Source organism: Enterobacter sp. Lyrl_3 (assembly GCF_051948675.1).
In the GTDB taxonomy this organism is placed as follows: Bacteria; Pseudomonadota; Gammaproteobacteria; order Enterobacterales; family Enterobacteriaceae; genus Enterobacter; species Enterobacter cloacae.
Window position 1 is genome coordinate 364,874 of the sequence record NZ_JAYJLI010000004.1, and the last position, 26,749, is coordinate 391,622.

Annotated in this window: 26 protein-coding genes and 1 pseudogene; 9 read left to right on the plus strand and 18 right to left on the minus strand. The window is 57.1% G+C overall.

Annotated features, from left to right (window positions below):
- The first annotated feature begins 286 nt into the window (after positions 1–286).
- From treR to nrdG, 5 genes are all read left to right on the plus strand, one after another.
- Positions 287–1,234 (plus strand): trehalose operon repressor TreR, encoded by a 948-nt coding sequence (gene treR / locus VF709_RS11650; protein ID WP_149896509.1) that lies wholly within the window; start codon positions 287–289, stop codon positions 1,232–1,234.
- A gap of 127 nt (positions 1,235–1,361) precedes the next feature.
- On the plus strand, positions 1,362–2,780 hold the full coding sequence (gene treB, locus VF709_RS11655) for a PTS trehalose transporter subunit IIBC (protein ID WP_038420863.1): 1,419 nt from the start codon (positions 1,362–1,364) through the stop codon (positions 2,778–2,780).
- A gap of 51 nt (positions 2,781–2,831) precedes the next feature.
- Positions 2,832–4,475, plus strand: coding sequence for an alpha,alpha-phosphotrehalase (treC, locus tag VF709_RS11660; RefSeq protein WP_149896508.1), 1,644 nt, complete (start codon positions 2,832–2,834; stop codon positions 4,473–4,475).
- Between the two features lie 373 nt (positions 4,476–4,848).
- Positions 4,849–6,987: an anaerobic ribonucleoside-triphosphate reductase gene (gene nrdD, locus VF709_RS11665; protein WP_013095357.1), complete on the plus strand. Its 2,139-nt coding sequence runs from the start codon at positions 4,849–4,851 to the stop codon at positions 6,985–6,987.
- A 122-nt stretch (positions 6,988–7,109) separates the two neighbouring features.
- Positions 7,110–7,574: an anaerobic ribonucleoside-triphosphate reductase-activating protein gene (gene nrdG, locus VF709_RS11670; protein ID WP_057071444.1), complete on the plus strand. Its 465-nt coding sequence runs from the start codon at positions 7,110–7,112 to the stop codon at positions 7,572–7,574.
- Between the two features lie 3 nt (positions 7,575–7,577).
- Here nrdG and VF709_RS11675 read toward each other — a convergent pair.
- The 12 genes and pseudogenes from VF709_RS11675 to VF709_RS11730 form a co-directional block, all read right to left on the minus strand.
- Positions 7,578–7,863, minus strand: a pseudogene (locus tag VF709_RS11675) (type II toxin-antitoxin system RelE family toxin).
- Positions 7,853–8,095, minus strand: coding sequence for a type II toxin-antitoxin system RelB/DinJ family antitoxin (locus VF709_RS11680; RefSeq protein WP_008501400.1), 243 nt, complete (start codon positions 8,093–8,095; stop codon positions 7,853–7,855). The pseudogene VF709_RS11675 and the gene VF709_RS11680 overlap by 11 nt, the downstream one beginning before the upstream one ends.
- 77 nt (positions 8,096–8,172) lie before the next feature.
- Entirely contained in the window at positions 8,173–10,083 is a 1,911-nt protein-coding gene (locus VF709_RS11685) for a BglG family transcription antiterminator (RefSeq protein ID WP_149896506.1), read from the minus strand.
- Positions 10,084–10,102: 19 nt separating this feature from the next.
- On the minus strand, positions 10,103–11,239 hold the full coding sequence (locus VF709_RS11690) for a lactonase family protein (RefSeq protein ID WP_149896505.1): 1,137 nt from the start codon (positions 11,237–11,239) through the stop codon (positions 10,103–10,105).
- A 126-nt stretch (positions 11,240–11,365) separates the two neighbouring features.
- Positions 11,366–12,106, minus strand: a complete 741-nt coding sequence (gene dagF / locus VF709_RS11695; protein ID WP_047023171.1) for a 2-dehydro-3-deoxy-phosphogluconate aldolase — start codon at positions 12,104–12,106, stop codon at positions 11,366–11,368.
- Complete coding sequence (locus VF709_RS11700) at positions 12,103–13,221, minus strand: DgaE family pyridoxal phosphate-dependent ammonia lyase (RefSeq protein ID WP_013095352.1); 1,119 nt, start codon at positions 13,219–13,221, stop codon at positions 12,103–12,105. Before VF709_RS11700 ends, dagF begins: the two co-directional genes overlap by 4 nt.
- Complete coding sequence (locus VF709_RS11705; RefSeq protein WP_149896503.1) at positions 13,205–14,338, minus strand: amidohydrolase/deacetylase family metallohydrolase; 1,134 nt, start codon at positions 14,336–14,338, stop codon at positions 13,205–13,207. Before VF709_RS11705 ends, VF709_RS11700 begins: the two co-directional genes overlap by 17 nt.
- 42 nt (positions 14,339–14,380) lie before the next feature.
- The gene (locus VF709_RS11710) at positions 14,381–15,022 is read right to left on the minus strand and encodes a DUF4310 family protein (protein WP_013095350.1); all 642 of its coding nucleotides are present in this window, start codon (positions 15,020–15,022) and stop codon (positions 14,381–14,383) included.
- A gap of 13 nt (positions 15,023–15,035) precedes the next feature.
- A complete protein-coding gene (locus VF709_RS11715; RefSeq protein ID WP_006810337.1) occupies positions 15,036–15,812 on the minus strand; it encodes a DUF4311 domain-containing protein in 777 nt (258 codons plus the stop codon).
- A 22-nt stretch (positions 15,813–15,834) separates the two neighbouring features.
- A complete protein-coding gene (locus tag VF709_RS11720; protein ID WP_006810338.1) occupies positions 15,835–16,134 on the minus strand; it encodes a DUF4312 family protein in 300 nt (99 codons plus the stop codon).
- Between the two features lie 2 nt (positions 16,135–16,136).
- Positions 16,137–16,499: an SFCGS family glycine-rich protein gene (locus tag VF709_RS11725; protein WP_006179053.1), complete on the minus strand. Its 363-nt coding sequence runs from the start codon at positions 16,497–16,499 to the stop codon at positions 16,137–16,139.
- Between the two features lie 10 nt (positions 16,500–16,509).
- The gene (locus VF709_RS11730; protein ID WP_028027887.1) at positions 16,510–16,848 is read right to left on the minus strand and encodes a glycine dehydrogenase; all 339 of its coding nucleotides are present in this window, start codon (positions 16,846–16,848) and stop codon (positions 16,510–16,512) included.
- A 450-nt stretch (positions 16,849–17,298) separates the two neighbouring features.
- On the opposite strand from VF709_RS11730, the gene VF709_RS11735 reads away from it, so the two are divergent.
- A complete protein-coding gene (locus VF709_RS11735; RefSeq protein WP_440231654.1) occupies positions 17,299–17,385 on the plus strand; it encodes a Hok/Gef family protein in 87 nt (28 codons plus the stop codon).
- Positions 17,386–17,486: 101 nt separating this feature from the next.
- Here the strand turns inward: VF709_RS11735 and cybC are convergent, their stop codons facing one another.
- Both cybC and pmbA read right to left on the minus strand, forming a co-directional pair.
- Positions 17,487–17,873 carry a cytochrome b562 gene (gene cybC, locus VF709_RS11740; protein WP_013095348.1) on the minus strand — a complete coding sequence of 129 codons (387 nt, stop codon included), beginning with the start codon at positions 17,871–17,873 and terminating at the stop codon, positions 17,487–17,489.
- Between the two features lie 40 nt (positions 17,874–17,913).
- On the minus strand, positions 17,914–19,266 hold the full coding sequence (gene pmbA / locus VF709_RS11745; protein ID WP_032618803.1) for a metalloprotease PmbA: 1,353 nt from the start codon (positions 19,264–19,266) through the stop codon (positions 17,914–17,916).
- Positions 19,267–19,361: 95 nt separating this feature from the next.
- On the opposite strand from pmbA, the gene yjgA reads away from it, so the two are divergent.
- On the plus strand, positions 19,362–19,913 hold the full coding sequence (gene yjgA, locus VF709_RS11750; RefSeq protein ID WP_008501414.1) for a ribosome biogenesis factor YjgA: 552 nt from the start codon (positions 19,362–19,364) through the stop codon (positions 19,911–19,913).
- Between the two features lie 102 nt (positions 19,914–20,015).
- Here the strand turns inward: yjgA and mpl are convergent, their stop codons facing one another.
- A complete protein-coding gene (mpl, locus tag VF709_RS11755; RefSeq protein ID WP_013095346.1) occupies positions 20,016–21,389 on the minus strand; it encodes a UDP-N-acetylmuramate:L-alanyl-gamma-D-glutamyl-meso-diaminopimelate ligase in 1,374 nt (457 codons plus the stop codon).
- Positions 21,390–21,586: 197 nt separating this feature from the next.
- Here mpl and fbp point away from each other — a divergent pair, with 197 nt between their 5' ends.
- Positions 21,587–22,585: a class 1 fructose-bisphosphatase gene (fbp, locus tag VF709_RS11760; protein ID WP_013095345.1), complete on the plus strand. Its 999-nt coding sequence runs from the start codon at positions 21,587–21,589 to the stop codon at positions 22,583–22,585.
- A 145-nt stretch (positions 22,586–22,730) separates the two neighbouring features.
- The gene (locus VF709_RS11765; protein WP_038418557.1) at positions 22,731–23,090 is read left to right on the plus strand and encodes a helix-turn-helix domain-containing protein; all 360 of its coding nucleotides are present in this window, start codon (positions 22,731–22,733) and stop codon (positions 23,088–23,090) included.
- On the opposite strand, the gene VF709_RS11770 is transcribed toward VF709_RS11765, so the two are convergent.
- The 3 genes from VF709_RS11770 to ytfT all read right to left on the minus strand — a co-directional run bounded on the left by VF709_RS11770 (position 23,062) and on the right by ytfT (position 26,740).
- Positions 23,062–24,633: a methyl-accepting chemotaxis protein gene (locus VF709_RS11770; RefSeq protein ID WP_013095343.1), complete on the minus strand. Its 1,572-nt coding sequence runs from the start codon at positions 24,631–24,633 to the stop codon at positions 23,062–23,064. The genes VF709_RS11765 and VF709_RS11770 overlap by 29 nt on opposite strands.
- A gap of 93 nt (positions 24,634–24,726) precedes the next feature.
- Positions 24,727–25,728: a galactofuranose ABC transporter, permease protein YjfF gene (yjfF, locus tag VF709_RS11775; RefSeq protein ID WP_014830436.1), complete on the minus strand. Its 1,002-nt coding sequence runs from the start codon at positions 25,726–25,728 to the stop codon at positions 24,727–24,729.
- Positions 25,715–26,740, minus strand: a complete 1,026-nt coding sequence (gene ytfT, locus VF709_RS11780; RefSeq protein ID WP_161799150.1) for a galactofuranose ABC transporter, ATP-binding protein YtfT — start codon at positions 26,738–26,740, stop codon at positions 25,715–25,717. The genes yjfF and ytfT overlap by 14 nt, the downstream gene beginning before the upstream one ends.
- Positions 26,741–26,749: the final 9 nt, after the last annotated feature.

The following is a 26,749-nucleotide window of genomic DNA, read 5'->3' on the forward strand; positions in this document are numbered from 1 at the left end:
TGCTGCCTCACATCACCGGTGAGACAGCACAAGGCTGGCTTACCGGAAAGAAGGGGTTCTCCTGGTCAGGAGAGGTGTGGGATCGGGATCCATGTCGCCTCCGGTAAGTAAAAATAAGGGGTACGCCGCGCAGTATAAGGATTTAACCGTACCCTAAGCGGCGCGTCGGGCGGTATTATACCCACCCTCAAATAAACCGAACGTAAACCAGACTTTGCCCATAGCGAATTAGCGCTATAGCATTAGGCTCATTTGACACCGTTATCGTTGTTACAGGGAATACAGCATGCAAAACCGCCTTACGATTAAAGACATTGCGCGTTTAAGCGGCGTGGGGAAATCCACCGTGTCGCGCGTGCTGAACAACGAGAGCGGTGTCAGCGAACGCACGCGCGAGCGCGTCGAGGCGGTGATGAATCAGCACGGGTTTTCCCCTTCCCGTTCCGCACGGGCCATGCGCGGACAGAGCGATAAAGTGGTCGCCATTATTGTCTCGCGTCTGGATTCCCTCTCTGAAAACCTCGCCGTACAGACCATGCTGCCCGCCTTCTATGAGCAGGGTTACGATCCAATCATGATGGAGAGTCAGTTCTCGCCACAGCTGGTGGAAGAGCATCTGGGGATGCTGGCGCGACGCAACATCGACGGGGTGGTCCTGTTTGGCTTTACCGGCATTAAAGAGGAGATGCTCAAACCCTGGCAACCCTCGCTGGTCTTGCTGGCACGCGATGCCCACGGATTTGCGTCCGTCTGCTATGACGATGAAGGGGCGATTATTACCCTGATGCAGCGCCTGTACGAAAAAGGCCATCGTCATATCAGCTATCTTGGCGTACCGCACGCGGACGTCACCACCGGCAAACGCCGTCACGAAGCCTATCTGGCGTTTTGCAAAAAGCACAACCTCTCTGCCGTAGCTTCCCTGCCCGGGCTTGGCATGAAGCAGGGCTATGAGCAGGTCGCCAGCGTGCTGACCCCGCAGACCAGCGCGCTGGTGTGCGCGACCGATACCCTGGCGCTGGGTGCGAGCAAATATTTACAGGAACAGCGCATCGACGACCTGCAGGTTGCCAGCGTAGGCAGTACCCCGCTGATGAAGTTCCTGCACCCGGAGATCATCACCGTCGATCCGGGCTACGCCGAGTCCGGCCGTCAGGCGGCCGCACAGCTGATTGAGCAGATCAACGGGCGCGCAGAACCCCGCCAAATCGTCATTCCCGTCCATCTTTCATAACCACCATAAATCGGTTTATTGTGATCTTCGCCCGATTTCGGGAACGTTCCCATTTTCGCCGTCCCGCTGAAGGAGTAGGCTTGCGCTCAGGTCATTACACCCCTCCCATCTGTCATGAGGTTTCATGATGAGTAAAGTCAAACAAGCAGATATCGATCAGCTGATCGTCCTGGTGGGCGGTCGCGAAAACATCGCGACGGTCAGCCATTGTATTACCCGCCTGCGCTTCGTGCTGAACGATCCGGCCAAAGCCAATCCGAAAGCGATTGAAGCGCTTTCGATGGTGAAAGGCTGCTTCACCAACGCCGGGCAGTTCCAGGTGGTTATTGGTACCGAAGTGGGCGATTACTATCAGGCTCTGCTCGCCACTACCGGGCACAACGCGGCAGATAAAGAGCAGGCCAAAAAGGCCGCGCGCCAGAATATGAAATGGCACGAGCAGCTTATCTCCCACTTCGCAGAGATCTTCTTCCCGCTGCTGCCAGCGCTGATCAGCGGGGGCTTAATTTTAGGCTTCCGTAACGTCATCGGTGATGTGCCGATGAGCGACGGCAAAACCCTGGCGCAGATGTACCCGGCGCTGAAAACCATTTACGACTTCCTGTGGCTGATTGGCGAAGCGATCTTCTTCTATCTGCCGGTGGGGATTTGCTGGTCCGCCGTGCGTAAAATGGGCGGTACCCCGATTCTGGGTATCGTGCTCGGCGTAACGCTGGTCTCTCCGCAGTTAATGAACGCTTACTTACTTGGTCAGCAGGCGCCGGAAGTGTGGAACTTTGGCCTGTTCACCATCGCCAAAGTGGGTTATCAGGCGCAGGTTATCCCGGCACTGTTGGCGGGTCTGGCGCTGGGCTTTATTGAAACGCGCCTGAAACGCATCGTGCCAGATTACCTCTATCTGGTGGTGGTGCCGGTCTGCTCGCTGATCCTGGCGGTGTTCCTGGCGCACGCCTTTATCGGTCCGTTTGGCCGCATGATCGGCGACGGTGTGGCCTTTGCCGTCCGTCACCTGATGACCGGCAGCTTCGCGCCGATTGGTGCCGCGCTGTTCGGCTTCCTGTACGCCCCGCTGGTGATCACCGGCGTACACCAGACCACGCTGGCGATTGATATGCAGATGATCCAGAGCCTTGGCGGCACGCCGGTCTGGCCGATTATCGCGCTGTCTAACATCGCTCAGGCATCTGCCGTAACGGGCATTATTCTGGTCAGCCGTAAGCATAACGAGCGTGAAATTTCCGTTCCGGCCGCCATCTCCGCGTATCTCGGGGTCACCGAACCGGCGATGTACGGTATCAACCTGAAATACCGCTTCCCGATGCTCTGCGCCATGATCGGCTCGGGTCTGGCGGGTCTGGTGTGTGGTCTCAACGGCGTGATGGCAAACGGCATCGGCGTTGGTGGCCTGCCGGGTATTCTCTCCATTCAGCCCGCCTTCTGGCAGGTGTTTGCCCTGGCGATGGCCATCGCGATCATCGTCCCTATGGCGCTCACCACCGTGGTTTACCAGCGTAAGTTCCGTCAGGGCGCGCTGCAGATTGTTTAACTTCATCTTTCGGGGCGCAGTTGCGCCCCTTCGCATTTGCAGGAACGCACTATGAATACCCTTCCTCACTGGTGGCAGAACGGAGTCATCTATCAGATTTACCCAAAAAGTTTTCAGGACACGACCGGCAGCGGCACCGGCGATTTGCGCGGCGTGACGCAGCGGCTGGACTACCTGAAAACCCTCGGTATTGACGCCATCTGGCTGACGCCGTTTTACATCTCCCCGCAGGTGGATAACGGCTACGACGTGGCGAATTACACTGCCATCGACCCGGCGTACGGCACGCTGGATGACTTTGACGAGCTGGTCGCCCAGGCGCATGAACGCGGCATTCGCATCGTGCTGGATATGGTGTTTAACCACACGTCAACCCAGCACGCCTGGTTCCGTGAATCACTGAATAAAGCCAGCCCGTACCGCCAGTTTTATATCTGGCGCGACGGCACGCCGGAGCAGCTTCCCAACAACTGGCGCTCCAAATTCGGCGGCAGCGCCTGGCGCTGGCACGCCGAGAGCGAGCAGTATTATCTGCACCTCTTCGCCCCGGAGCAGGCGGATCTCAACTGGGAGAATCCGGCCGTGCGCGCTGAACTGAAAAAGGTGTGCGAGTTCTGGGCCGATCGCGGCGTGGACGGCCTGCGTCTGGATGTGATTAACCTGATTTCGAAAGACCAGGCTTTCCCGAATGACGATATTGGCGACGGTCGCCGCTTCTACACCGATGGGCCGCGCATTCATGAATATCTCCGGGAGATGAGCCGCGACGTCTTTACGCCGCGTAATCTGATGACGGTGGGCGAGATGTCCTCCACCTCTCTGGAGAACTGCCAGCAGTATGCGTCTCTCGACGGGCGCGAGCTGTCGATGACCTTTAACTTCCATCATCTGAAGGTGGATTACCCCGGCGGCGAAAAATGGACGCTGGCAAAACCGGATTTCGTGGCGCTGAAAACCCTCTTCAACCACTGGCAGCAGGGGATGCATAACAAAGCGTGGAACGCGCTGTTCTGGTGTAACCACGATCAGCCGCGTATTGTGTCGCGCTTTGGCGATGAAGGCGAATACCGCGTACCGGCGGCGAAGATGCTGGGCATGGTGCTGCACGGGATGCAGGGCACGCCGTATATCTATCAGGGTGAAGAGCTTGGCATGACCAACCCGCACTTCAGCCGTATCACCGATTACCGCGACGTGGAAAGCCTGAACATGTTCGCCGAACTGCGGGCTAACGGCCGCGATCCGAACGAACTCCTGGCGATTCTGGCGAGTAAGTCGCGCGATAACGGGCGCACACCGATGCAGTGGGATGCCTCGCACAATGCGGGCTTTACCGAAGGTGAGCCGTGGATTGGCGTCTGCGACAACTACGAGACGGTCAACGCCCGCGCGGCGCTGGACGATCCCGATTCGGTGTTTTATACCTACCAGTCGCTGATTCGCCTGCGCAAAACCCTGCCGGTGCTGACGTGGGGCGATTATCAGGATCTGCTGCCGGAACATCCGTTCCTGTGGTGTTATCGCCGCCAGTGGCAGGGGAAAACCCTGGTGGTGGTGGCTAACCTCAACCATCAGTCTCATGAATGGGAATCTGATGTTCTCAGCGGTGAGTGGCAGGCCGTCATGAGTAACTACCCGGCCCCACACACCGCCACGCTACGTCCGTTTGAAGCCGTCTGGTGGCTACAGGCGTAATCTCCCGCCGGGCGTAATAGCAGCGCCCGGCTTACTTTACTGTTTTTGTTGAATAATTAATCAGATTTTTCCTTTGCGGATTTACATTCGCTCCAGCGCCCGCCGTTTGTACTCTCGTCTTTTTACTTTGTTCTGAATCAAAAAAATCGCAAACATGTTTGATGCAAATCACTATATGTAGCACTTAAAATGCTGGCCGACCCAACATCTTGTATTTATCGTCTACTATTCCAACAACAACACGGCGACTCCGCTCTCCGGGATTGTGGATAACAAGGGTCGGGAACGCGGGAAGTCATTGGGCTGGCTGATAATCCACCCGGTGCATACTTCCCCACCTCTGTGGATAACCTGTTTTTAAAATGGAGTGATCATGACACCGCATGTGATGAAACGTGATGGCTGTAAAGTGCCGTTTAAATCAGAGCGCATTCAGGAAGCCATTCTGCGTGCAGCTAAAGCAGCGGGAGTCGATGACGCAGATTACTGCGCCACCGTCGCAGACGTCGTTAGCCGCCAGATGAACGAACGCAGCCAGGTGGATATCAGCGAGATCCAGACTGCGGTTGAGAACCAGCTGATGTCTGGTCCTTACAAGCAGTTAGCGCGCGCTTATATTGAGTACCGCCACGACCGCGACGTCCAGCGTGAGAAGCGCGGTCGTCTGAATCAGGAAATCCGGGGTCTGGTCGAGCAGACCAACTCCGCCCTGCTCAATGAAAACGCCAATAAAGACAGCAAGGTGATCCCGACCCAGCGCGACCTGCTGGCCGGTATCGTGGCTAAACACTACGCCCGTCAGCATCTATTGCCGCGCGACGTGGTATCGGCGCACGAGCGCGGTGAGATCCACTACCACGATCTCGACTACTCGCCGTTCTTCCCGATGTTTAACTGCATGCTGATCGATCTGAAAGGCATGCTGACCCACGGTTTTAAAATGGGTAACGCCGAGATTGAGCCGCCGAAGTCCATCTCCACAGCGACGGCCGTCACGGCGCAGATTATCGCCCAGGTCGCGAGCCACATTTACGGCGGCACCACCATTAACCGCATTGATGAAGTGCTGGCCCCGTTTGTCACCGCCAGCTTTAAGAAGCACCGTAAAACGGCGGAAGAGTGGCAGATCCCCGATGCCGACGGCTACGCCCATTCCCGCACCGAGAAAGAGTGCTATGACGCGTTCCAGTCGCTGGAGTACGAGGTGAACACGCTGCATACCGCGAATGGTCAGACGCCGTTTGTCACGTTCGGCTTTGGTCTGGGAACCAGCTGGGAATCGCGTCTGATTCAGCAGTCCATTCTGCGTAACCGTATCTCCGGTCTTGGCAAAAACCGCAAAACGGCGGTGTTCCCGAAACTGGTATTCGCCATCCGCGACGGTCTGAACCATAAGTTTGGTGACCCGAACTACGACATTAAACAGCTGGCGCTGGAGTGCGCGAGCAAGCGCATGTATCCGGACATTCTGAACTACGACCAGGTGGTGAAAGTCACCGGTTCGTTTAAAACCCCGATGGGCTGTCGCAGCTTCCTCGGCGTGTATGAGGACGAAAATGGTGAGCAGGTGCATGACGGCCGCAACAACCTGGGCGTGATCAGCCTGAACCTGCCGCGCATCGCGCTGGAAGCCAAAGGTAATGAAGACGCCTTCTGGGCGCTGCTGGATGAGCGTTTACAGCTGGCACGTAAAGCGCTGATGACCCGCATCGCCCGTCTGGAAGGGGTGAAAGCCCGTGTCGCGCCAATCCTCTATATGGAAGGGGCCTGCGGCGTGCGTCTGAAAGCGGACGACGACGTGTCTGAGATCTTCAAAAACGGTCGTGCGTCGATCTCGCTGGGCTATATCGGTATTCACGAAACCATCAACGCCCTGTTTGGCAACACGCATATGTATGACAGCGACGCGCTGCGCGAGAAAGGCATCGCCATTGTTCAGCGCCTGCGCGATGCCGTTGACCAGTGGAAAGAAGAGACCGGCTACGGCTTTAGCCTGTACAGTACGCCGAGCGAAAACCTGTGTGACCGTTTCTGCCGTCTGGACACCGCCGAGTTCGGTATTGTGGAAGGGGTGACTGATAAAGGTTACTACACCAACAGCTTCCACCTGGACGTGGAGAAAAAGGTTAACCCGTACGACAAAATTGACTTTGAAGCGGCTTATCCCCCTATCGCCAGCGGCGGCTTTATCTGCTACGGCGAATACCCGAACATCCAGCACAACCTTAAAGCGCTGGAAGACGTGTGGGATTACAGCTATCAGCACGTGCCGTATTACGGCACCAACACGCCTATCGACGAGTGCTACGAGTGCGGCTTTACCGGCGAGTTTGAGTGTACCAGTAAAGGCTTTACCTGCCCGAAATGCGGCAACCACGATGCGGCCCGCGTATCGGTAACCCGCCGCGTGTGCGGCTATCTTGGCAGCCCGGATGCGCGTCCGTTCAACGCCGGTAAGCAGGAAGAGGTGAAACGCCGCGTGAAGCATTTAGGGAATGGGCAGATCGGGTAAGTTCCGTGTTCTCCCCCTCACCCTAGCCCTCTCCCTCAAGGGAGAGGGAACTCTTCCCCCTCTCCCCGTGGGAGAGGGCCGGGGTGAGGGCATCAGCGCGCATACATTCTCTGGACATTTCTATGCGATATCACCAGTACTACCCCGTCGACATCGTTAACGGCCCCGGCACCCGCTGCACTCTTTTTGTCTCAGGTTGCGTGCACGAATGCCCTGGCTGCTACAACAAAAGCACCTGGCGGCTCAATTCCGGCATGCCGTTTACCGCCGGGATGGAAGACCGGATCATTAACGACCTCAACGACACCCGCATCAAACGCCAGGGGATTTCGCTCTCCGGCGGCGATCCGCTGCACCCGCAAAACGTGCCGGAGATCCTGAAGCTGGTGAAACGCATTCGCCGCGAGTGTGCAGGAAAAGATATCTGGGTCTGGACGGGCTATAAGCTGGACGAGCTGAACGCGCAGCAAAGGGAAGTGGTGGATCTGATTAACGTGCTGGTCGACGGCAAATTTGTACAGGATTTAAAAGACCCGGCGCTTATCTGGCGCGGCAGCAGTAACCAGGTTGTGCATCATTTGCGCTGAACGCTATAGCCGTTTGTTAGCATCGTGATACACGGTTAATTTCTCTCTTTTCCCAATAGCGATGACAACTACCGTTACCACGTTGTCCTGAACCTGATAGACCAAACGGTAACCCTGGGATCTGAGTTTTATTTTGTAGCAATCAGTCAGATTATGCAGACGGGCCGATTCGATCCGGGGGTTTACCAACACCCCGGCAAGTTTCTTCCTGAACTGCTTTTTTTATAGTCTCCCCCAGCTTGCTCCACTCTTTTAACGCCCTCGGGTCAAATTCCAGTTCATAAGTCATCCAGACTAACCTTAATTCCCTTTTGCGGATTAGCCAGTCGCTCCCGGACTGTCTGTATCAGCGCATCTTCGCTGTCGCTAATCGTGACCGTTTTCACCGGCATGCGCCCCGTCTCCGCAACGTACTGAAACAGGAGTCGCACGGCTTCTGTTGGGGTGATATTGAGTTTTTCCAGCACGGCATAAGCCTCGTTTTTGAGTTTGTCATCCAGACGGACGTTAAGCGTAGCCATTATGCCTCCAGGCGAATCGAATGTGTAATGCAGTTTAGCATTACATTCGCATTACATCGAATTCTGGATAACGCCTCTCAAAACCGGCTCAAACTCTCCATCGCCACCGCCTTAAACTCGGCAAAATTTCCGCAGCTACAGAGTCGTGACATCGCACGTTCGCGCAGGAAGGTGACGAAAATATCGTAGATCGCCATCGCCTCTTCGTATTCGCTTTTGCTGATGGCGAGCAGGAAGATGACGTGGGCGGTTTCGTCGCCCCACTGGACGCCGTGCGGGGCGAGCACGGTGTAGACCACCGTTTTCTGTGCCAGCAGGCCAAGGGAGTGCGGCAGCGCGATGCCGTCGCCGAGCATGGTGCTGACGATGGCTTCACGCTCAACGACCGAGTCGAGGAACTCAGCCCCCACAAAGCCCTCCTCTTCAAGCTGGACGCAGAGCTCGCGGAACAGCGTTTGCTGGTCCACAGGGGCGTTGAGAATACGGAAATGCGCAGCGTCGAAGTATTTATCCAGCATCCAAGGACGGGTTCTGTCAACCAGCACCAGCTTGCCAATCTGCTCCAGCTGGTAGTCCGTCGGGAACGGGGCGATCATCACCACCGGCTTAGACTTTTCACTGACGCGGGCAGTCGAGATCACAAAGTCTTCGCTAATGGATTCCGTCTGCTCGTACTCGCGAAGCGTAAGCGTGTGTGTGACCTCAATCTGCGGGTATTTGCGCTGCAGCACCGCCTCAATCATGCGCACCATGGCATTACCGGCATCGCACACCAGCAGCACGCGCGGCTGGCGCTGGTAGCCAATGTTGTAGTGGCGCTCCAGCCCGACGCCAATATGCAGCACCAGGAAGCCAATCTCGTTTTCGCTGATCACATACGGCGTGTATTTGCCCCAGCTTGAGACTGCCGCCAGCGTCATATCCCACGCCATCGGATAGTGCTGCTTGATGTTATCCAGCAGCGGATTCGGGATCATGATTTGATACCGCACGCGGGTGATCATGGTTTTAATATGGGTAAGCAGATCCGCATGCAGCTGCTCGTCGCTGAGCAGGTTGTAGTTATAGTGGGTGTTGATATAGCGCAGGATGTAGTTGACCAGCGCTTCGTCGTCATCCGCATTGATGGCACTCGGCGCGATATCCTGGATCTGCCGCGCGGCGATATGCACGCACAGCCAGCTCTCTTCCGAAGGGGAAAGCGCTTTGCCCGCCAGTTGCTGAATGGTCACCGCGATATCTTTCGCCGCGTCACGCACGTTCTCTTCCACATCTTCGGCGTGGAATTCCGGCAGCGGGTACCCCTCGCTGATGCGGCGCACCGACACCGCGCAGTAGAGTCGCAGGAACAGCTCGCCTTCGTCGGTCAGGCGGATGTGATGCCGCGTCAGTGCCTCGTGCAGTACGGGCACCATCTGCTCTGCTACTCCGGCATTGAGCGCCACGTCGGTCACCAGCGGATTCAGGCTGTCCTGCTGGGCCAGCTCCCAGAGCAGATCGGTCAGACAGGCGCGGGTCGCCATCTCACTGCCAAACAGCTTCATGCCATGGCGTGGACGCGTTTCCAGCGTCAGGTTGTAGCGGTGGAACCACTCCCGCACCTCCACCATGTCGCTCTGCAGCGTGGCGCGGCTGACGAACCACTCATCGGCCAGGTCTTCCAGCTTGAGTGAAAACGCCGAGGTGAGAAAACGCACCACCAGATAATGCACGCGCTCCGGCCCGGTACGGGGAATGCGCAGCGCGCGCGGATGGGAAGCCTGTAGCTGCTGATAACGTACCGCATCGTCAATTTTGAGCTGGTAGCCATTGCCGCGGCTGAGAATAAACTGCGCGCCGTGGCTTGCCAGCAGCGCGTTCAGGGCGGAAATATCCGCCCGGACGGTTCGCGTGGAGACCGACAGCCGCTGCGCCAGCTCGTCCTGCGGCAGCGTCTCGTTTTGCAACAGATCGAAAAGTTGCGCTAAACGTTGGTTCGGAAATCGCACGTCGTTGTCCTCTTACTGCTCAGGGTGAAATGACCATCTGGGATGGGCTGCCGACCGGGGTGTAGTCTGACTCAAAGCTTAGCTTGCCGTCCTGACCGACGCGGAAACGGGTAATGTTGTCGCTGCGCTGGTTCATGACGTACAGCCAGCGCCCCTGTTTATCGAGCGTCAGGGTGCGCGGGTAGTCGCCACGCGTCCAGACATCGTCGTGATGCGTCAGCGTGCCCTCCGCTGTTACGGTAAAGTGCCCGATGCTGTTATGCAAACGGTTAGCCACGTACAGCTGTTTACCATCTGCACTCAGCGCCAGTCCGGCCGCAAAACTGGTGCCTTTGTAACCTTCTGGCAGCGCGGAGAGCGTTTTGCCCTCTTTCAGCCTGCCGTTGCTGTCCAGCGTATAATGGGTGAGCGTAGACGCCTCTTCGTTAATCAGCCACAGTGCATCCCCCTTCGGCGTAAAGACAAAGTGCCGCGGCCCGGCCCCTTTTGAGGAAGCGCTGATAAACGGCGGATCGTTCGGCGTCAGCTTGCCGGCTCGATCGTCAAAGCGGTACTGATAGATGCGATCCAACCCCAGATCGGTGGAAAACACATATTTCCCGCTCGGATCGGCGGCGATCATGTGCGCATGGGGGCCATTATGATCGCTGATGGCAAAACTGCCTTCTGCTGCCGCCTCCGGTTTCGCAGCGCCTGGCTCACCCTGATCCTGATGCCGATCCGTGGCGTCACCCAGGCTGCCATCGGCTTTGATCGGCAGCACTGCGATCGATCCACTTACATAGTTCGCCACCAGCAGATGCTGACCGTTCGGCGTGAGCGAAAGATACACCGGCCCCGCACCGCCGGAGGAGACCTGATTCAGCTCGCTCAGCTCGCCGTTATCATCTATCCGCAGCGCCTGCACCACGCCCTGCTCCACTTCGCTTGCCAGATACAGCGTTTTGCCATCGTGCGAGACGGCCAGCTGCGCGGCGTTCGGCAGCTGACTCACCAGCGTTTTATCGCCGAGCGCACCGGTGTTCGGGTCGACGGTAAAGCGGTACAGCCCTTCCCCGTTGGGGTTATAGGTGCCGACCCAGGCGTACTGCGGCTGGGCGATAGCGGCGTTAGCCAGTAAAGAGAGTGAAGCGACAAGCAGGGTACGGGTGTGCATGGTGGCTCCTTCAGGTTTGTGCGGTGTGTTCCCCCCTCACCCTAACCCTCTCCCCTTTGGGGAGAGGGGACGATTACACCCTCTCCCCTTTGGGGAGAGGGCTGGGGTGAGGGGTAAGGTTTTGTTTTACTTCACCAGCTTCTTCGTCATCGCAAGCAGCGTACGCACATCTTCCGGACGCGTATCGCCGCTGGCTTTGTCGATAATCGAACTATAAATATGCGGAATGATTTTGCTCACGCCCGCGTCCAGGGCGATCTGCAGGATCGCCTCGTAGTTTTCCAGATCGATACCCCCGGTCGGCTCCAGCCAGAAGTCGTGACGGGCGCAGGCTTCCGCCACGGCCTGGTATTCGTCACGGCACTTCAGGCCGCCCATCGGGAAGTATTTGACTGAACTGCCGCCAAAGTCTTTCAGCAGGGCGATCGCCGTTTCAACCGGCACAATGCCGTCCGGTGCCGCGCTGCTCAGCGGGCCGGTGGAGATTTTTACCATCCCGACGGTGCCGGTCGGGGAGACCAGACCGTTGACCACCGATTCATTCTGCCCCAGCAGCGCACGGCTGGTGGCTACACCGGTGAAAACCTGGTTAACGTGCTGCGGCTGCACCTGACGGGAGATTTCGCTCACCATCGCCGACTGGTTCGGGTCACCCGCCCCCAGGCCTACCGAGAGCGCGTTATCAATCAGCGCCGCGTACTCGCGCATATCAGCAACCGCGCTGGGCACGTCCGGGTAATTTTTGGAGAGCACGCCCACCAGCACATGACCTTCCGCCGCCTCGTAAATGGCGCTGGCGTTCGCTTTTGAGCCTGCCAGCACGTTCAGGCAGACGCGGTCACGGTAAAAATTGGGGGTCAGTTTCATGCTTTTTTCTCCTGTCCTAACACTTCGCTTATGCGGCGGTACACAATGTTCAGCTGGTCAGCGTTCACGCTGCGCACGTCCGCTTCGATAATCCCTTCGTTGGCCTTGTAGCCGCGGAAATAAATGGCGTATTCGCCCTGCTTCAGGGCATTCACCAGCTCGCCGGTGCCGATGCCGGTTACGGCTTCGTCAAACTTAATCTCGGTACGCGCGATATCGCGACCGGCGCTGTCCCAGACCACGCGCGCGGTAACGCCGTTCAGGGTGTTGAGCGCGTCGATAAACGGCGTCATCTTCGCCACCATCTCCGCCCCGCTCTCTTTAGTCGCCGTCAGGTAGTGTTCGATGGCGCAGGTCAGGCCGAGGATCCCCTCTTTACCCACCTTCATGGCGCGGCCAATGCCCGCCGTCTGGCGCTTCACCCACTCGACGTACTGGGTCTTGCCGATCACCAGGCCGCTGGTGGGCCCTTCGATCGCTTTCGCGCCGCTGTAGATCACCAGGTCGGCGCCGGAGCGGTAATAGGTATGCAGATCTTCTTCCGCTGCGGCATCGACGATCAGGGGCAGATCGTGTTTGCGCGCCACAACCGCCGCCTGCTCAACGCTGAGCATGCTTTTCTGCACGCAGTGGTGCGATTTGATGTAAAGGATCGCCGCGGTGCGCGGGGTGATGGCCGCCGCCAGCTGATCGGCTGAGCATTCGTTGGCATAGCCCGCTTCCACCAGCTTGCCGCCGCCCAGCGCCACCATGGTGCCCACCGGCGCGCCAAAGTTAACGTTGTGGCCTTTCGGCAGCACGATTTCGTTGTTCTCAATTGGGGTAACGTGCAGGTTTTCCAGCAGCCAGTCGCTGTCTTTCACCAGCACCGCCGCCACGGACTGGGCGATGCCCGCGGATGCGCAGGAGACCACCGTCGCGCCCTCCACATCCAGCAGCTTCGCGATGTATTCCCCGGTTTTATTGACCAGATCTTTCATCTCGAAATAGTGATTCATGCCGTCCATCGCCGCCTGCACCACCTCCGGGCGCGGCGTGGAGACACCCAGCGCCGTCATGCGGCCAGAGGTGTTGATGACTTGCTTTAAGTGGTACTTCTCATAAATCGAAGGCATGTTCCGTGCTCCCTTGTTCGGTCATGTAGCCCTTGCCCGCGCGGATCGCGGCAAGCGGCACCAGAATGTGTTCAGCCTGCAGGCTGTCGTTTTCAGCATCCGTCAGCACCGTCGGCTGACGTTTAAGGGTGAACAGCGTCAGGTCGGCGTCGAGGCCGGGTTCGATACGCCCTTTGCGCGTCAGGCGCAGGCCGTCGGCGGCGTTGGCGGTGACGCAGTCAATCACCTGCGGCAATGACATGCCGATGGCGAGGAATTTCGACATCACGCTCGAAAGCGAGCCCACCGGGCCGTTGATGCGGTTGCGGCAGTAGATATCCGAGCTGATGGTGTGCGGCAGAATGCCCATCGCGATGGCGCGTTTCGCCACTTCAAAGCTGAAGCTCGCCGTACCGTGGCCTACGTCCAGCCGCACACCGCGTTTCAGGGCAGAGGTAATGGAGGCGCGCAGCTCGCCGGAGGGCGTCAGAATGCGGTTTGGTTTGCCGTTGTAGCAGTGGGTAATGATGTCGCCCGAACTCAGCAGCTCGGCAATTTCGTCGAGGTTAGGCGGGTTATTGCCGATGTGCACCATCAGCGGCAGGTCGCCGTTCTCTTTCTGAATGGCTTTCGCACGCTCCAGCGGCGTAATACCGTTTTCACCCACCACGCTGCTGCTCATGCGCGCTTTCAGCCCGACGATAAAGTCAGGATGGCGTTTCACCGCCTGCTTCACGGCATCGGCATCAATATTCGCCATATTGGCCAGCTCGTTCTGGGCAATCAGCCCCACGCGGGAGATATTCAGCAGGGCAAAGACCTCGGTTGAGGCTTTGCGGGTGATTTCGTAGAAATCGTCCACGTCGTCGGCACCGGTACTGCCCGCATCCACCACGGTGGTGACGCCGGTAGCGATACCCACGCTGTCCGGTTCGTCGTGGTAAATGGGGGAGTTCGGGTAGCAGTGGACGTGGGAGTCGATCCAGCCTGCGCTGACGAATACGTCATCGTTCAGCTCCACCGTTTTGCGGGCGGGAGCGTCTATGTCGCCTGTTGCGGCAATTTTCCCGTCCAGAATGGCGATATCGGTCAGGGTATCGTCGCTAAGGCGCGCACGGCGCAGGAGTAAATCAAACATGGGGTTCTCCTGATAAGGCGGGCGCCAGCGCGCCCGCAGGTATTAAAGGGCGACCGGGAACAACCAGCCTAAAATCATGGCGCCAAGGATGGCACCGCCGGTGATCGGCTTCTGCCAGATGTAGAACAGCAGCGCGCCCAGCAGGGAACCGACGCCAATCGGAATAGAAGCGGTCATGGCGCTGAGGATAATCAACGGCCCCAGAAAACGACCGGAGGCATTGCCCGCGCCCATCATCACGTCCGCCCCGTAGGTGGAGTTGCTCTGGTTGATGGTGAACTTACGCGCCAGGATGATGACGTAGCCGATCGCCAGACCAATCACCAGGCCGGTAATCAGCGAGGCAATGAAGTTGGTCACCGGGAACATGATCCCCGCGCCCAGCAGCAGTGCTGGCACACCCAGACCCACGCCGGTCTGGATAGCCCCGCCGATGTCGAGGATCCCTACCAGCGATCCTTCGATAATACGGGCGAACAGGAAGCTTGCGCCGAACGCCGCCACTGCGCCGTATACACCGGTATCAATTCCCGCCTTCAGCATCGCCACGAAGGCCACTTCGTTAAACGCGCCGATGCCGTAAAGGTAGTACATGTGCGTCCCGGCAAACACGCCGGAGGAGAGCAGGCCAACGAAGATCGGGAACGACCAGTCGGCATACCAAAAACCTTTATTCTGTTCCATGTAGAGGCTCCTGTTATTTACCGCTGAGCGAGTTGTGGATCATGTCGAGCCAGTTCGGCACGGTCAGATGGAAGGATTCAATCATCTTCATGTCGAAGCCGCGGAAGAAGCCGCTCAGCACGAAGAGCAGAACGATGGCCGCCATCATCACTTTGGTGACGTGGTTCCAGCCGCTCTCTTCCACACCTTTACCGATCAGGATCCCCAGTACCAGGCCCGGTACGGCGTTACCCATAATCAGCTGCGCCGCGCCGCCGAAGATGGTCGCCCAGAAGCCGGATTTTTTACCCGCGTCGATGGCCGCCAGCCAGAAGATCACCGGCATCACGGTGTTCACCAGCAGGTTTGCCGCCGGTACCAGCACCTTCACGGCGGTGACCTGCAGTGCGGCCGGAACAGACGAGGCAGTCAGGTTAAGGAAGGTGACAACAATCATGCCGATGATGCCGCAGGCAATCGCCATTTTGCGGGGATCGTGCAGCGTTTCGCCGACGTTACGGTTTTTGATCATCAAGGCTGCAGCACCCCAGTTTGGGATGATGCGGTGGTCTACGTCCTGTGTGAAGGCACCTGCGGCCACGGAAGAGGCCCAGGCGTTAAAGAAGAAGCCTAACCCAAAGGAGAAGTGAGAAGCCGGATCCCCTTCGCAGGAGTTCAGTTCCCCCAACGTACGAAACGCGCCCATACCCTGAGTGGTAGGCGCATGAAACATGCGTGCAGCCCCGGCTCCAACACCGACGCCTACCAGGCCGCCAATGATGAGCGATTTTATTAATATAATTAAGAACATCAGTCTGCCCTTTTATGAATAATCAGCGTTGCGTGACGAAATCCACCTGGTCGAGATTGATGGCGGTCACGTTGACGGTCACATCCAGCTCCACGCTGTAGGTGCGTCTTTCCCGGCGCAAAAAGAAGAACAGAAACGCTTCTTTACGCACCGCTTCTTGCGCCTGAACGACCTGCACATCCTGTGGCTCAATACGCAGTAAGATATGCGGTGAGGCTTTCATCACCGCGGCCTGAACGTGGTTGAGTGCGTCGGCAAAGGCGCGCGCTTTGGCGTCGCCCTTCCCCTTCACTCTCACCGTGGTTGTGAACTGTTCTTTCATGCTTATGCGCCGTGCTTCTTCTGCCACGCCTGTACCAGACGCTCGCCCAGCTCTTCTTTATCCATAAAGCCAAAGCCCAGCACGTTGCAGCCTTCGTTGATGGCGGTCACCCCCTCATCCACGGAGCGCATGCCGTATTTCGCTTTGTAGCCATATTTGGTTTGCGCCGTGATGGCACCCGCGCCGCCGCTGCCGCAGAAGGAGATGCCGAAGGTGGCGTTTTCCGCTTTCATGACGTCGCCGAGTTTCATATCTGCCGCCATACCCGGCACGACAACCGCACGTCCACCCGCTTTTTCCACACCGGCAGCCACTTTCTGGCCTTTACCCAGGCGATCGCCAATCACGACTGTAATCTGTTCCATGTGTTGCTCCTTAAAGGTTGTCTTTCGCGACTTCAAAGTGAACGGAGAGCAGCCAGGCTTCTTCATCAGGAAGGTTGCCAAACTGCGCTACCACTTCACGGGCGAGCCGCATTGAATCCGGTGAAATTTCGTCGAACAGCTCTGCCTCCACTTCCGGCAGCGGCTCGCCGGTCACGGACCGGTGCGCCATCGCGCGGACATGGGAGGTGAGCATCTGTTCCTGTACTGCATTGGGGATGATGTTGTGCCGGGCCAGCAGGGCATAAACCTGCTGCAGCATGGTGTTCGCGAGCTTTTCTGTTTGCTCCGCCTGATCCCCAACGTCGTTCATTACCGCTCCGTTACTCACTGGTCTTACCCCGTTAATGGCTCTGGAATAAAACTAACGTTGGCGATGGCGGGTTTGTAGCGAGTTGTTTTCCACTTCGAAGTGGAAAGGCGAGCCGCAGCAGTGATCTGTGCCACATAAATAGGCTGAATCTGGATAAATCGCTGTATTTACGTGATGAATATCACGTTATCTGACGGCAAATACAGGGAGAGCGAAGCGGAAAAGATTACGAGCCGACTCGTAGAAATGTGACGTGGATAAGGTTTTCTTATGGGGATTCGCTAGAGTGGCGGCGGGTGCTTGAGACTGACCGTCTCAGGCATGGGACGGAAAGTGGAAAGCCCCGCCTGATAAAAAATCAGGGCAGGGGCTCGAAACGACACGTCACGACCGTGGAGTTCGCTACCTCGCCCGCTTTAAAGCAAGGAGGCATCCATGAAACGCCAATCCCCAATTATCCGGGTTTTGATGATTATTGCTTTGACAATAATCATCTTAACGCTGGTGACGAGGAAAACACTGTGCGCCGTTTTCGAAACGGCTCGCTTGAAGTGACAGCGCGGATGGAGTGTCGCTCCGGCCAGTAGGGAGCAAAGATGCGGGGGCGCTAACTGCGCCCCCGCATACGGGAAAGGACGTACAGCTCAGGCACCCAATTAACGATACTTTTTGTGATACGTGTTACGCGTCGCGACAAACTGGTCGGCTGCCGCCTGGGCTTCCTTCACTTTGCCTTCGTTAGCGAGCTTCAGCGCGCCGTCAATCTGACCGACCAGCACGTCAAAGCCGTGGCGATAGTCCTTCATCTCTGCGCTGTCTGCCGCTTTGCTTTCCAGCTTTGGCGGCGTCGCTTTTTGCGCGTCTAGCGCCGCTTCACGCATTTTGGTCAATGCGCTTTTCATTTCTGCCGCATTGTCCGTTTTCTGCACGACCTTCAGGTTTTGACTGAGGATGTCCATGTTGTCTTCGAGATCGGCAGCAAACGCAGAAGAGCCAAGAACCAGCGTTGAAGCCGCGACGATCGCTAACAGGTGTTTACGCATTGCTCACTTCCTTTTTTATTATTAAAACGCTTTTCGGGTATTACTGGCCGGCAATTTTCATTTCCGGCAGTAATACAGAACCACACTGTATATTGCTACGTGTTTCAATATCGTTACCGACCGTAACGATATTGCGCCACATGTCCTTCAGGTTACCGGCGATGGTAATTTCGCTCACCGGATACTGAATCTCGCCGTTTTCGACCCAGAAGCCTGCCGCACCGCGAGAGTAGTCTCCGGTAATGCCGCTCACGCCCTGGCCCATCAGTTCTGTCACCACCAGGCCGGTGCCCATCTCTTTCAGCATCTGCTCGAAGTTCAGGCCCTGTCCGGCAATGCGCCAGTTATGGATGCCCCCCGCATGTCCGGTGCTTTTCAGCCCCAGCTTGCGCGCGGAGTAGTTGGTCAGCAGCCACTGGGTCAGAATGCCGTCTTTAACGATATCGCGGCGTTCCGTGCGCACGCCTTCGCTGTCGAACGGCGTAGAGGCCAGCCCTTTCAGCAGGTGCGGGTGCTCTTCAATAGTCAGCCATTCCGGCAGGATCTGTTTGCCCAGTGAGTCGAGCAGGAAGGTCGATTTACGGTAAACTGAGCCGCCCGCGATAGCGCCCACCAGATGGCCAAACAGGCCGGTCGCCACTTCATTGGCAAAAATAACCGGGGCTTTCATGGTGGAGAGCTTACGCGGTGACAGGCGAGACAGCGTGCGTTCAGCACACGCTTTGCCCACCCACTCAGGGGACTGTAAATCCCCCAGCGCGCGGCCGATGGTGTAAGCATAATCCCGCTCCATATCGCCGTTCTCTTCGGCGATCACGCAGCTGGAAAGCGAGTGACGGGTTGAGCAATAGCCCTGCAGCATACCATGCGAGTTACCGAAGACTTTGATGCCGTAGTGGCTGTTGAAGCTGCCGCCTTCGGTATTGGTGATGCGTTTATCCGCCTGCAAAGACGCCTGTTCGGCACGTGCGGCCAGCTCAATGGCTTCGTCCGGGGTAACTTCCGCCGGGTGGAAAAGATCGAGATCCGGGGCATCAAACGCCAGCAGATCTTTATCCGCAACGCCAGCATAAGGATCCGGTGAGGTGTAACGCGCAATATCCAGCGCCGCCTGCACGGTACGGGCAATGGCATCGGGGCTGAGATCGGTAGACGACGCGCTGCCTTTGCGGTTCTGGTGATACACCGTGATCCCCAGTGCGCCATCGCTGTTGAATTCTACATTCTCCACTTCGCCATAGCGGGTGCTCACGCTAATGCCGGTGGTTTTGCTGACCGCCACTTCGGCGCCATCTGATTTACCTGAAGCGAGCGTCAGCGCGGTGGAGACGGCTTCTTCCAGAATCTTACGCTGCGCTTCAACTTGTGAGGTTACTTTCATCGCAAATGCCATACTGTAAGAGAGAGTTAACTGAAGTCTAACAGAGAACCGTTTTTCAGTGCGCGTCTTAACTGGTAACATTAGCCTCTTTTTTTAAGGAGCCTGACATGACTAAGCAGCCCGAAGACTGGCTCGACGACGTTCCCGGTGATGACATCGAAGACGAAGATGATGAGATCATCTGGGTCAGTAAAAGTGAAATTAAACGCGACGCCGAAGAGTTAAAACAGCTTGGCGCAGAAATGGTGGAACTGGGTAAAAACGCGCTGGATAAGATCCCGCTCGACCAGGATCTGCGTGATGCCATTGAACTGGCACAGAAAATCAAAAAAGAAGGCCGTCGTCGCCAGCTTCAGCTTATCGGTAAAATGCTGCGTCAGCGCGACGTCGATCCGATCCGCCAGGCGCTGGATAAACTGAAAAACCGCCACAACCAGCAGGTTGCGCTGTTCCACAAGCTGGAGCAGATCCGCGACCGTCTGATTGAACAGGGTGATGATGCGGTACCGGAAGTATTGAACCTGTGGCCGGATGCCGACCGCCAGCAGCTGCGTTCACTGATCCGCAACGCGAAGAAAGAGAAAGAAGGGAATAAGCCGCCGAAGTCCGCGCGTCTGATTTTCCAGTATCTGCGCGAGCTGTCTGAGAACGAAGAGTAATATCGAACCGCCTGTTCCCCCCTCACCCCAGCCCTCTCCCCATAGGGAAGAGGGAGAAGAGTAATGTAGGCCCGGTAAGCGCTAGCGCCACCGGGCTTTTTTTTACTCTGCGGCCTCAGCCTTTTTCGCCAGACCGTCCAGCAGCTTCTGATGGATCCCACCAAAACCGCCGTTACTCATCACCAGAATATGGTCACCCGGCTGAGCGGCTTTCACCACCATATCCGCCAGAGCATCAACATCCGCACTCCAGTGCGCAGGCTGAATGCAGGCATCGGCCACTTCAGCTACCTGCCACGGAATATGCTGTGGCTGCAGCAGGAAGACTTCGTCGGCACGCCCTAAGGATGGCGCGAGATCGTCTTTGCAGATGCCCATTTTCATGGTGTTAGAGCGTGGCTCCAGCACCGCCAGAATGCGCGCGGTACCGCCGACCTTGCCGCGTAACGCTGCAAGCGTCGCCAGAATAGCAGTTGGGTGGTGCGCGAAATCGTCATACACGGTTACGCCGTGGGCTTCACCGCGCAGCTCCAGACGGCGACGGGCATTGATAAATGAACCCAGCGCATTCGCCGCGTCCGCAGGCTGAACACCCACATGGCGTGCGGCAGCGATTGCCATCAGGCCGTTATGCATGTTGTGTTCGCCAACCAGGCCCCACTTCACCTCACCCACTTTCTCGCCGTCGAGCCACACTTCCCACTCCGAGGCATCCACGTTGAGTTTTTTCGCCTGCCAGTGGCCCTGCTCACCCACCAGCTCCTGCTCGCTCCAGCAGCCCATCGCCATGGTCTGCTTAAGATTGATGTCGTTCTCCGGCAGGATGATACGGCCCTGACCCGGAACGATGCGCACCAGGTGGTGGAACTGTTTCTGAATGGCTTTCAGATCGTCAAAGATATCCGCATGATCGAACTCAAGGTTGTTGAGGATCAGCGTGCGCGGGCAGTAGTGTACAAACTTGGAGCGCTTGTCGAAGAACGCACAGTCGTACTCATCGGCTTCGATCACAAAGAACGGGCTCTCCCCCAGACGCGCAGACACGTCGAAATTGCCCGGAACGCCGCCAATGACAAAGCCAGGCTTGTAACCACAGGCTTCAAGGATCCAGGTCGCCATACCGGCGGTGGTGGTTTTACCGTGCGTACCGGCCACGGCAACAACCCAACGGTCGCGCAGGACGAAATCATGCAGCCACTGTGGGCCAGACATGAACGGAATATTGCGTTCCAGTACCGCCTCAACGCACGGATTACCTCGCGTCATGGCGTTGCCAATGATCACCAGATCCGGCGCGGGATCCAGCTGGCTGGCATCATAACCCTGAATCAGAGAGATGCCCTGTTTCTCCAGGAGCGTGCTCATCGGCGGATACACATTGGCGTCCGAACCTGTCACTTCATGGCCCAGCGAGCGCGCCAGCATTGCCAGTCCGCCCATGAAAGTGCCACAAATCCCCAATATATGAATGCGCATACGTCACTATCCTTCTTCAATGTGGCGCACATTTTACTCACATGTTAGCGGGTGTGAAACGCATTTCAGGTAAATCCGTATATTGCTGGCGCGATTCACCTCTGCGCTACTATTTGAATATTTGTTAAGATTGTTGGGCATTAGTCGTTTTAGTGAACATACAATCGCTCTACTCACAAAGATGCAGGGAAAGTGTTATGAAAACGTTAGGTGAATTTATTGTCGAAAAGCAGCACGAGTTCTCTCATGCTACCGGTGAACTCACTGCTTTGCTGTCGGCAATAAAGCTGGGCGCTAAGATCATCCACCGTGATATCAACAAGGCCGGTCTGGTCGATATCCTGGGTGCCAGCGGTGCCGAGAACGTTCAGGGCGAGGTTCAGCAGAAACTCGATCTGTTCGCAAATGAAAAACTGAAAGCTGCACTGCGCGCGCGCGACATCGTTGCGGGTATCGCCTCTGAAGAAGAAGATGAAATTGTCGTATTCGAAGGGTGTGAACACGCGAAATACGTTGTTCTGATGGATCCGCTGGACGGCTCCTCCAACATCGACGTTAACGTTTCTGTCGGTACCATTTTCTCCATCTACCGCCGCGTCACGCCTGTTGGCACGCCGGTGACAGAAGAAGATTTCCTGCAGCCTGGCAGTCAGCAGGTTGCTGCCGGTTATGTCGTGTATGGCTCCTCCACCATGCTGGTCTACACCACCGGCTGTGGCGTGCATGCCTTTACTTACGATCCGTCGCTGGGCGTGTTCTGCCTGTGTCAGGAACGTATGCGCTTCCCGGAGAAGGGCAACACCTACTCCATCAACGAAGGTAACTACATCAAGTTCCCGACTGGCGTGAAGAAGTACATCAAATTCTGCCAGGAAGAAGATAAAGCGACGCAGCGCCCTTACACCTCCCGCTATATCGGTTCCCTGGTTGCGGATTTCCACCGTAACCTGCTGAAAGGCGGCATTTACCTCTACCCAAGCACCGCCAGCCACCCGGACGGGAAACTGCGTCTGCTGTATGAATGCAACCCGATGGCGTTCCTGGCGGAACAGGCGGGCGGCAAGGCGAGCGATGGTAAAGAGCGTATTCTGGACATCGTGCCAGAAAGTCTGCACCAGCGTCGTTCCTTCTTCGTCGGCAACAACCATATGGTTGAAGACGTTGAACGTTTTATCCGTGAGTATCCGGACGCGTAATCCCTCTCCCGGGGAGCCGCTCTGGCTCCCCAATACATTTATATAATTTACCGTATAAGTGTTTATAAAAAACGCGCTTTAATATTCAGATTCGCTCCTGCATTATTTCCATAACAGTTTGACAGATATTTCCTGGAGCGTACCCGTGACGAAAAATTATTCCCGTGCCAATACCGGCATCGATTTAAATCTTATTCCTGTCTTTATTGAAGTGGTCCGCTGCGGCAGCATGGCGAAGGCCTCTGTCCGGCTGGAGATGTCACGCCCGGCCGTGAGCCTGGCGTTGAAGCGCTTTAGCCAGCTTTTTGCTGAACCGCTATTTATCCGTAAAGGGTTATATCTTGAGCCGACGGAAAAAGCGTTAACCTTAACCCACCAGCTGGAAATATTACTCGGTAATATTCACGATAATATTAGCGCGATTAATTCGTCCGAGAATAATACCCTGGTACAGAATGTACCAGGGTCGGGGAATATTATGCGACACTCTGCGTCGTCAGTTTAAATGATGACATGGCTTCCATCAGCTGGCGTGACTGCTCTTCCAGCGAGCGCGTCGCGGCAGAGGATTGCTGTACCAGCGCCGCATTCTGCTGCGCGGTTTCATCCATCTGATTTACCGCAATATTCACCTGTTCAATGCCGCGGCTCTGTTCCTGAGACGCGGTGGCAATTTCGCGCATCAGTTTGGTCATGCGCAGCACTTCGGTTGCGATCTCATCCATCGTTTCGCCCGCCTGCTGCGCCAGCTCGCTGCCCTCATTAACGTGGGTCTGCGAGTCGCTGATAAGTGAACGGATCTCTTTTGCCGCATCGGCGCTGCGGCTGGCAAGATTGCGTACCTCGCCCGCAACGACGGCAAAACCGCGCCCCTGCTCGCCCGCACGCGCCGCTTCCACGGAGGCGTTCAGCGCCAGAATATTGGTCTGGAAGGCAATACCGTCAATAACGCTCAGAATGTCGGCAATCCGCGCCGAACTGCCGGAGATATCGCGCATTTTCTCAATTACATAGCAGACCATTTCGCTGCCGTGATCGGCAGTATCCGAGACAGATTTCGCCAGCTGGTGCGCCTGCTCGGCGTTATCCGCGTTGAGTTTCACCGTGGCGGTGATCTCTTCCATGCTGGCGGCGGTCTGCTCCAGCGAGGTCGCGGTGGACTCCGTGCGCTCGGCAAGATCCCTGTTTCCCGCCGTCAGCTCGCGGCTGCCGGTATCAATTTGCGAGCTGGCATCGCGGACCCGCAGCACCGAGTGCATCAGCGACTGGCGCATGCCCTCGATGGCAGCGTTCAGACGGTTGAACTCCTGGCTCGCCGGGGCATTCAGCGTGTGGGTTAAATCCCCCGCGGCGACGTTTTCCAGCTGCGCAATCGACGCCGAGAGCGGCTTGAGCAGCATGTGGCGCAGCACCAGCCAGGCCAGCACAATGATGCCTGCCGTCAGCAGCGCCGCGACAACGATCAGGACCAGAACCCGCGTTTTGCTCGACTGCACGGCGCTGACTTCCGCTTTCCCGCGCGCGTCGCTCCACATCTGGAACGCCTGCATATCGTTATCAAACTGCTTTGCTACCGGAATGAGCTTACTCTCCAGCAGATCGTAATAGCTGTCTGCGCTCTGTTCGTTCAGCGCTTTCAACATTGGGTTGATCCCCTGCTGGTTATAGGCCGCCAGACTGGCCGCCACCTTATCCAGCAACTGCTGTCCCTGGGGATCGGCCACGCCTGCGTCGATCACGCCTTTCAGCGTTTTTTGCGCCAGGGCGATCTCCTGATTAATGCTTTTCACCGATTTCGCGGCATCGTCCAGCAGACCAATTTCCATCATTCTGACAGCCTGGCCCGCCTCGTTGCGCGCACGAAGGATCAGCGTATAGCCAGAATTGAGCTGCACCATCTGCTCACCCTGAAGGTGGTTAATGCGCTGAAGTGACGAAGAACTCTGTGTGAGGGCATAAATGCCAATGCCGCTGACAATCAGCAGCAGAAGGGTCATAACGGCCAGTAAAGAGAGCAAGCCGGTACGAATCGATAGCGTTTTAAGCATGATGTTATTTCCGGTAGCGAGATATTTCTGGGCATAAAAAAAGAGTATCGGCCGCTACCGGAAAATGTTTAGACTTTAAGCAAATTCAGCATGTTATCGCTCTGTTACTGATGTGTTCACGCGGGTAACAGGCGAGCTCTGGCGATTCTCCCAGAGCACCGTCAGACCGCGCTGCAGGGCAATAAAAATAAACAGTAAAATGCCGATGGCGATTTTCGTCCACCAGGAGCTGAGCGTGCCGTCAAAGTTGATATAGGTCTGGATCAGCCCCTGGATTGCCACGCCAAACAGTGTTCCCAGCACCGTCCCCACCCCGCCGCTGAGCAGCGTGCCGCCAATCACCACAGAGGCAATCGCATCCAGTTCAACGCCAACCCCGGCCAGCGCGTAACCCGCCTGGGTGTAAATGGAGAAGACAATCCCCGCCAGCGTCGCCAGCCCGGTGGAGAGCATATAGATGCGGATGGTGGTGCTACGGGTGGAGATCCCCATCAGGTTGGCCGAGGTCGCGTTGCCGCCAATAGCGTAGACCTGATTACCAAACCGGGTGCGATGAGCAAGGAAGATACCAATGACCACCACGCCCAGCATCAGCAGCCCCATCGCGCTCAGGCGGCCCCCGCCGGGGATTTTCCACGCCAGGCTGGAGAGCGTGTCGTACACCGGATGGTTGATCGGGATCGACTCCTCAGACACCAGATAACTCACGCCGCGCAGGAAGAACATCCCAGCAAGCGTAATGATAAAGGCCGGGATCTTGAGCGCGTCAATCAGAAGCCCCATAAAGGCACCAAACGCACAGCCCATCACCAGCACCAACGGAAACGCCACCAGCGGCGAGATGCCCCAGAAACCGATCGCTTTGGCAAGAAACACGCCGGTAAAGGCGATCACCGAACCGACGGAGAGATCAATCCCCCCGGAGAGGATCACAAAGGTCATGCCGACCGCGATAATGCCTAAAAAGGCGTTGTCCGTCAGTATGTTACAAATCACACGCGTCGAGGCGAACCCCGGGAACTGGGTCAGGCAGTAGAGATAGCCCAGCACAAACACGCCCAGCGTGATCATTAACGGTAAATTACGTTTTATCATGGCCACGGATCCCCTTAATGATGCTGACAAAGCGCGGTGACTGGACGATCAGCACGCAGAGTACGACCACCGCTTTCACCACCTGGTTGAGTTCCGGCTGGAACCCGGAAAGCAGGATCCCGGTGTTCATCCCCTGAATAATCAGCGCGCCAATTACCGAGAGCAGCAGGTTAAAGCGCCCGCCCATCAGCGATCCGCCGCCAATGACCACCGCCAGGATCGCATCCAGCTCTAGCCATAACCCGGCGTTGTTGGCATCAGCCCCACGAATATCTGCCGCGACGATCACCCCGGCGATGGCGGCACACACGCCGCTCAATACGTACGTGAGCATCACCATCAGCCGCGTATTGACCCCCGCGTTGCGCGCCGCACGGATGTTGATCCCGACCGCTTCAATGAACATGCCCAGCGCCGTTTTGCGGGTAAAGATCCAGAACACCACCAGCGTCACCAGCGCAATGATCACCGGCGTGGGGAAGAAGAGCAGCTTGCCGCTCCCGAGCCACGCCAGGTTCGGCGAGTTGAAGGTAACAATCTGCCCCGAGGTAATGAGCTGCGCGACACCGCGCCCGGCCACCATCAATATCAGCGTGGCAACAAACGGCTGGATTTTGAGCACCGCCACCAGAATGCCGTTCCACAGTCCGGCCAGCACGCCAGTGCCCAACGCCGCCAGCAGCACCACTGGCAGGCTGTGCCCGGCCACGGTCATTGATGCTGCCGTCGCCCCGGCAATGGCCATCACCGCGCCAACAGAAAGGTCGATCCCGCCGGTGGCGATCACCAGCGTCATACCAATGGCGAGCAGCGCCACCGGCGCGGCGCGGTTTAAAATATCGATCGGGCTGCCGAACAGGCGGCCATCCTGCACGATTATCTGGAAGAAATGCGGTGCGACCAGGCTATCGACCAGCAACACCACCAGCAGCGCGGCGATTTGCGGCGTGCCGGTCGGCCAGTTGAAGCGGCGTTTTGTTTCGCCAGTTTGCGAAAGCGAACGAGACATCACGATTCACTC

What these genes read in the sequence shown, in the direction of transcription:
- treR (WP_149896509.1), top strand. Translation starts at nt 287, where the DNA reads ATGCAAAACCGCCTTACGATTAAAGACATTGCGCGTTTAAGCGGCGTG.
- treB (WP_038420863.1), top strand. Translation starts at nt 1,362, where the DNA reads ATGAGTAAAGTCAAACAAGCAGATATCGATCAGCTGATCGTCCTGGTG.
- treC (WP_149896508.1), top strand. Translation starts at nt 2,832, where the DNA reads ATGAATACCCTTCCTCACTGGTGGCAGAACGGAGTCATCTATCAGATT.
- nrdD (WP_013095357.1), top strand. Translation starts at nt 4,849, where the DNA reads ATGACACCGCATGTGATGAAACGTGATGGCTGTAAAGTGCCGTTTAAA.
- nrdG (WP_057071444.1), top strand. Translation starts at nt 7,110, where the DNA reads ATGCGATATCACCAGTACTACCCCGTCGACATCGTTAACGGCCCCGGC.
- VF709_RS11680 (WP_008501400.1), bottom strand. Translation starts at nt 8,095, where the DNA reads ATGGCTACGCTTAACGTCCGTCTGGATGACAAACTCAAAAACGAGGCT.
- VF709_RS11690 (WP_149896505.1), bottom strand. Translation starts at nt 11,239, where the DNA reads ATGCACACCCGTACCCTGCTTGTCGCTTCACTCTCTTTACTGGCTAAC.
- dagF (WP_047023171.1), bottom strand. Translation starts at nt 12,106, where the DNA reads ATGAAACTGACCCCCAATTTTTACCGTGACCGCGTCTGCCTGAACGTG.
- VF709_RS11700 (WP_013095352.1), bottom strand. Translation starts at nt 13,221, where the DNA reads ATGCCTTCGATTTATGAGAAGTACCACTTAAAGCAAGTCATCAACACC.
- VF709_RS11705 (WP_149896503.1), bottom strand. Translation starts at nt 14,338, where the DNA reads ATGTTTGATTTACTCCTGCGCCGTGCGCGCCTTAGCGACGATACCCTG.
- VF709_RS11710 (WP_013095350.1), bottom strand. Translation starts at nt 15,022, where the DNA reads ATGGAACAGAATAAAGGTTTTTGGTATGCCGACTGGTCGTTCCCGATC.
- VF709_RS11715 (WP_006810337.1), bottom strand. Translation starts at nt 15,812, where the DNA reads ATGTTCTTAATTATATTAATAAAATCGCTCATCATTGGCGGCCTGGTA.
- VF709_RS11720 (WP_006810338.1), bottom strand. Translation starts at nt 16,134, where the DNA reads ATGAAAGAACAGTTCACAACCACGGTGAGAGTGAAGGGGAAGGGCGAC.
- VF709_RS11725 (WP_006179053.1), bottom strand. Translation starts at nt 16,499, where the DNA reads ATGGAACAGATTACAGTCGTGATTGGCGATCGCCTGGGTAAAGGCCAG.
- VF709_RS11735 (WP_440231654.1), top strand. Translation starts at nt 17,299, where the DNA reads ATGATTATTGCTTTGACAATAATCATCTTAACGCTGGTGACGAGGAAA.
- cybC (WP_013095348.1), bottom strand. Translation starts at nt 17,873, where the DNA reads ATGCGTAAACACCTGTTAGCGATCGTCGCGGCTTCAACGCTGGTTCTT.
- pmbA (WP_032618803.1), bottom strand. Translation starts at nt 19,266, where the DNA reads ATGGCATTTGCGATGAAAGTAACCTCACAAGTTGAAGCGCAGCGTAAG.
- yjgA (WP_008501414.1), top strand. Translation starts at nt 19,362, where the DNA reads ATGACTAAGCAGCCCGAAGACTGGCTCGACGACGTTCCCGGTGATGAC.
- mpl (WP_013095346.1), bottom strand. Translation starts at nt 21,389, where the DNA reads ATGCGCATTCATATATTGGGGATTTGTGGCACTTTCATGGGCGGACTG.
- fbp (WP_013095345.1), top strand. Translation starts at nt 21,587, where the DNA reads ATGAAAACGTTAGGTGAATTTATTGTCGAAAAGCAGCACGAGTTCTCT.
- VF709_RS11770 (WP_013095343.1), bottom strand. Translation starts at nt 24,633, where the DNA reads ATGCTTAAAACGCTATCGATTCGTACCGGCTTGCTCTCTTTACTGGCC.
- yjfF (WP_014830436.1), bottom strand. Translation starts at nt 25,728, where the DNA reads ATGATAAAACGTAATTTACCGTTAATGATCACGCTGGGCGTGTTTGTG.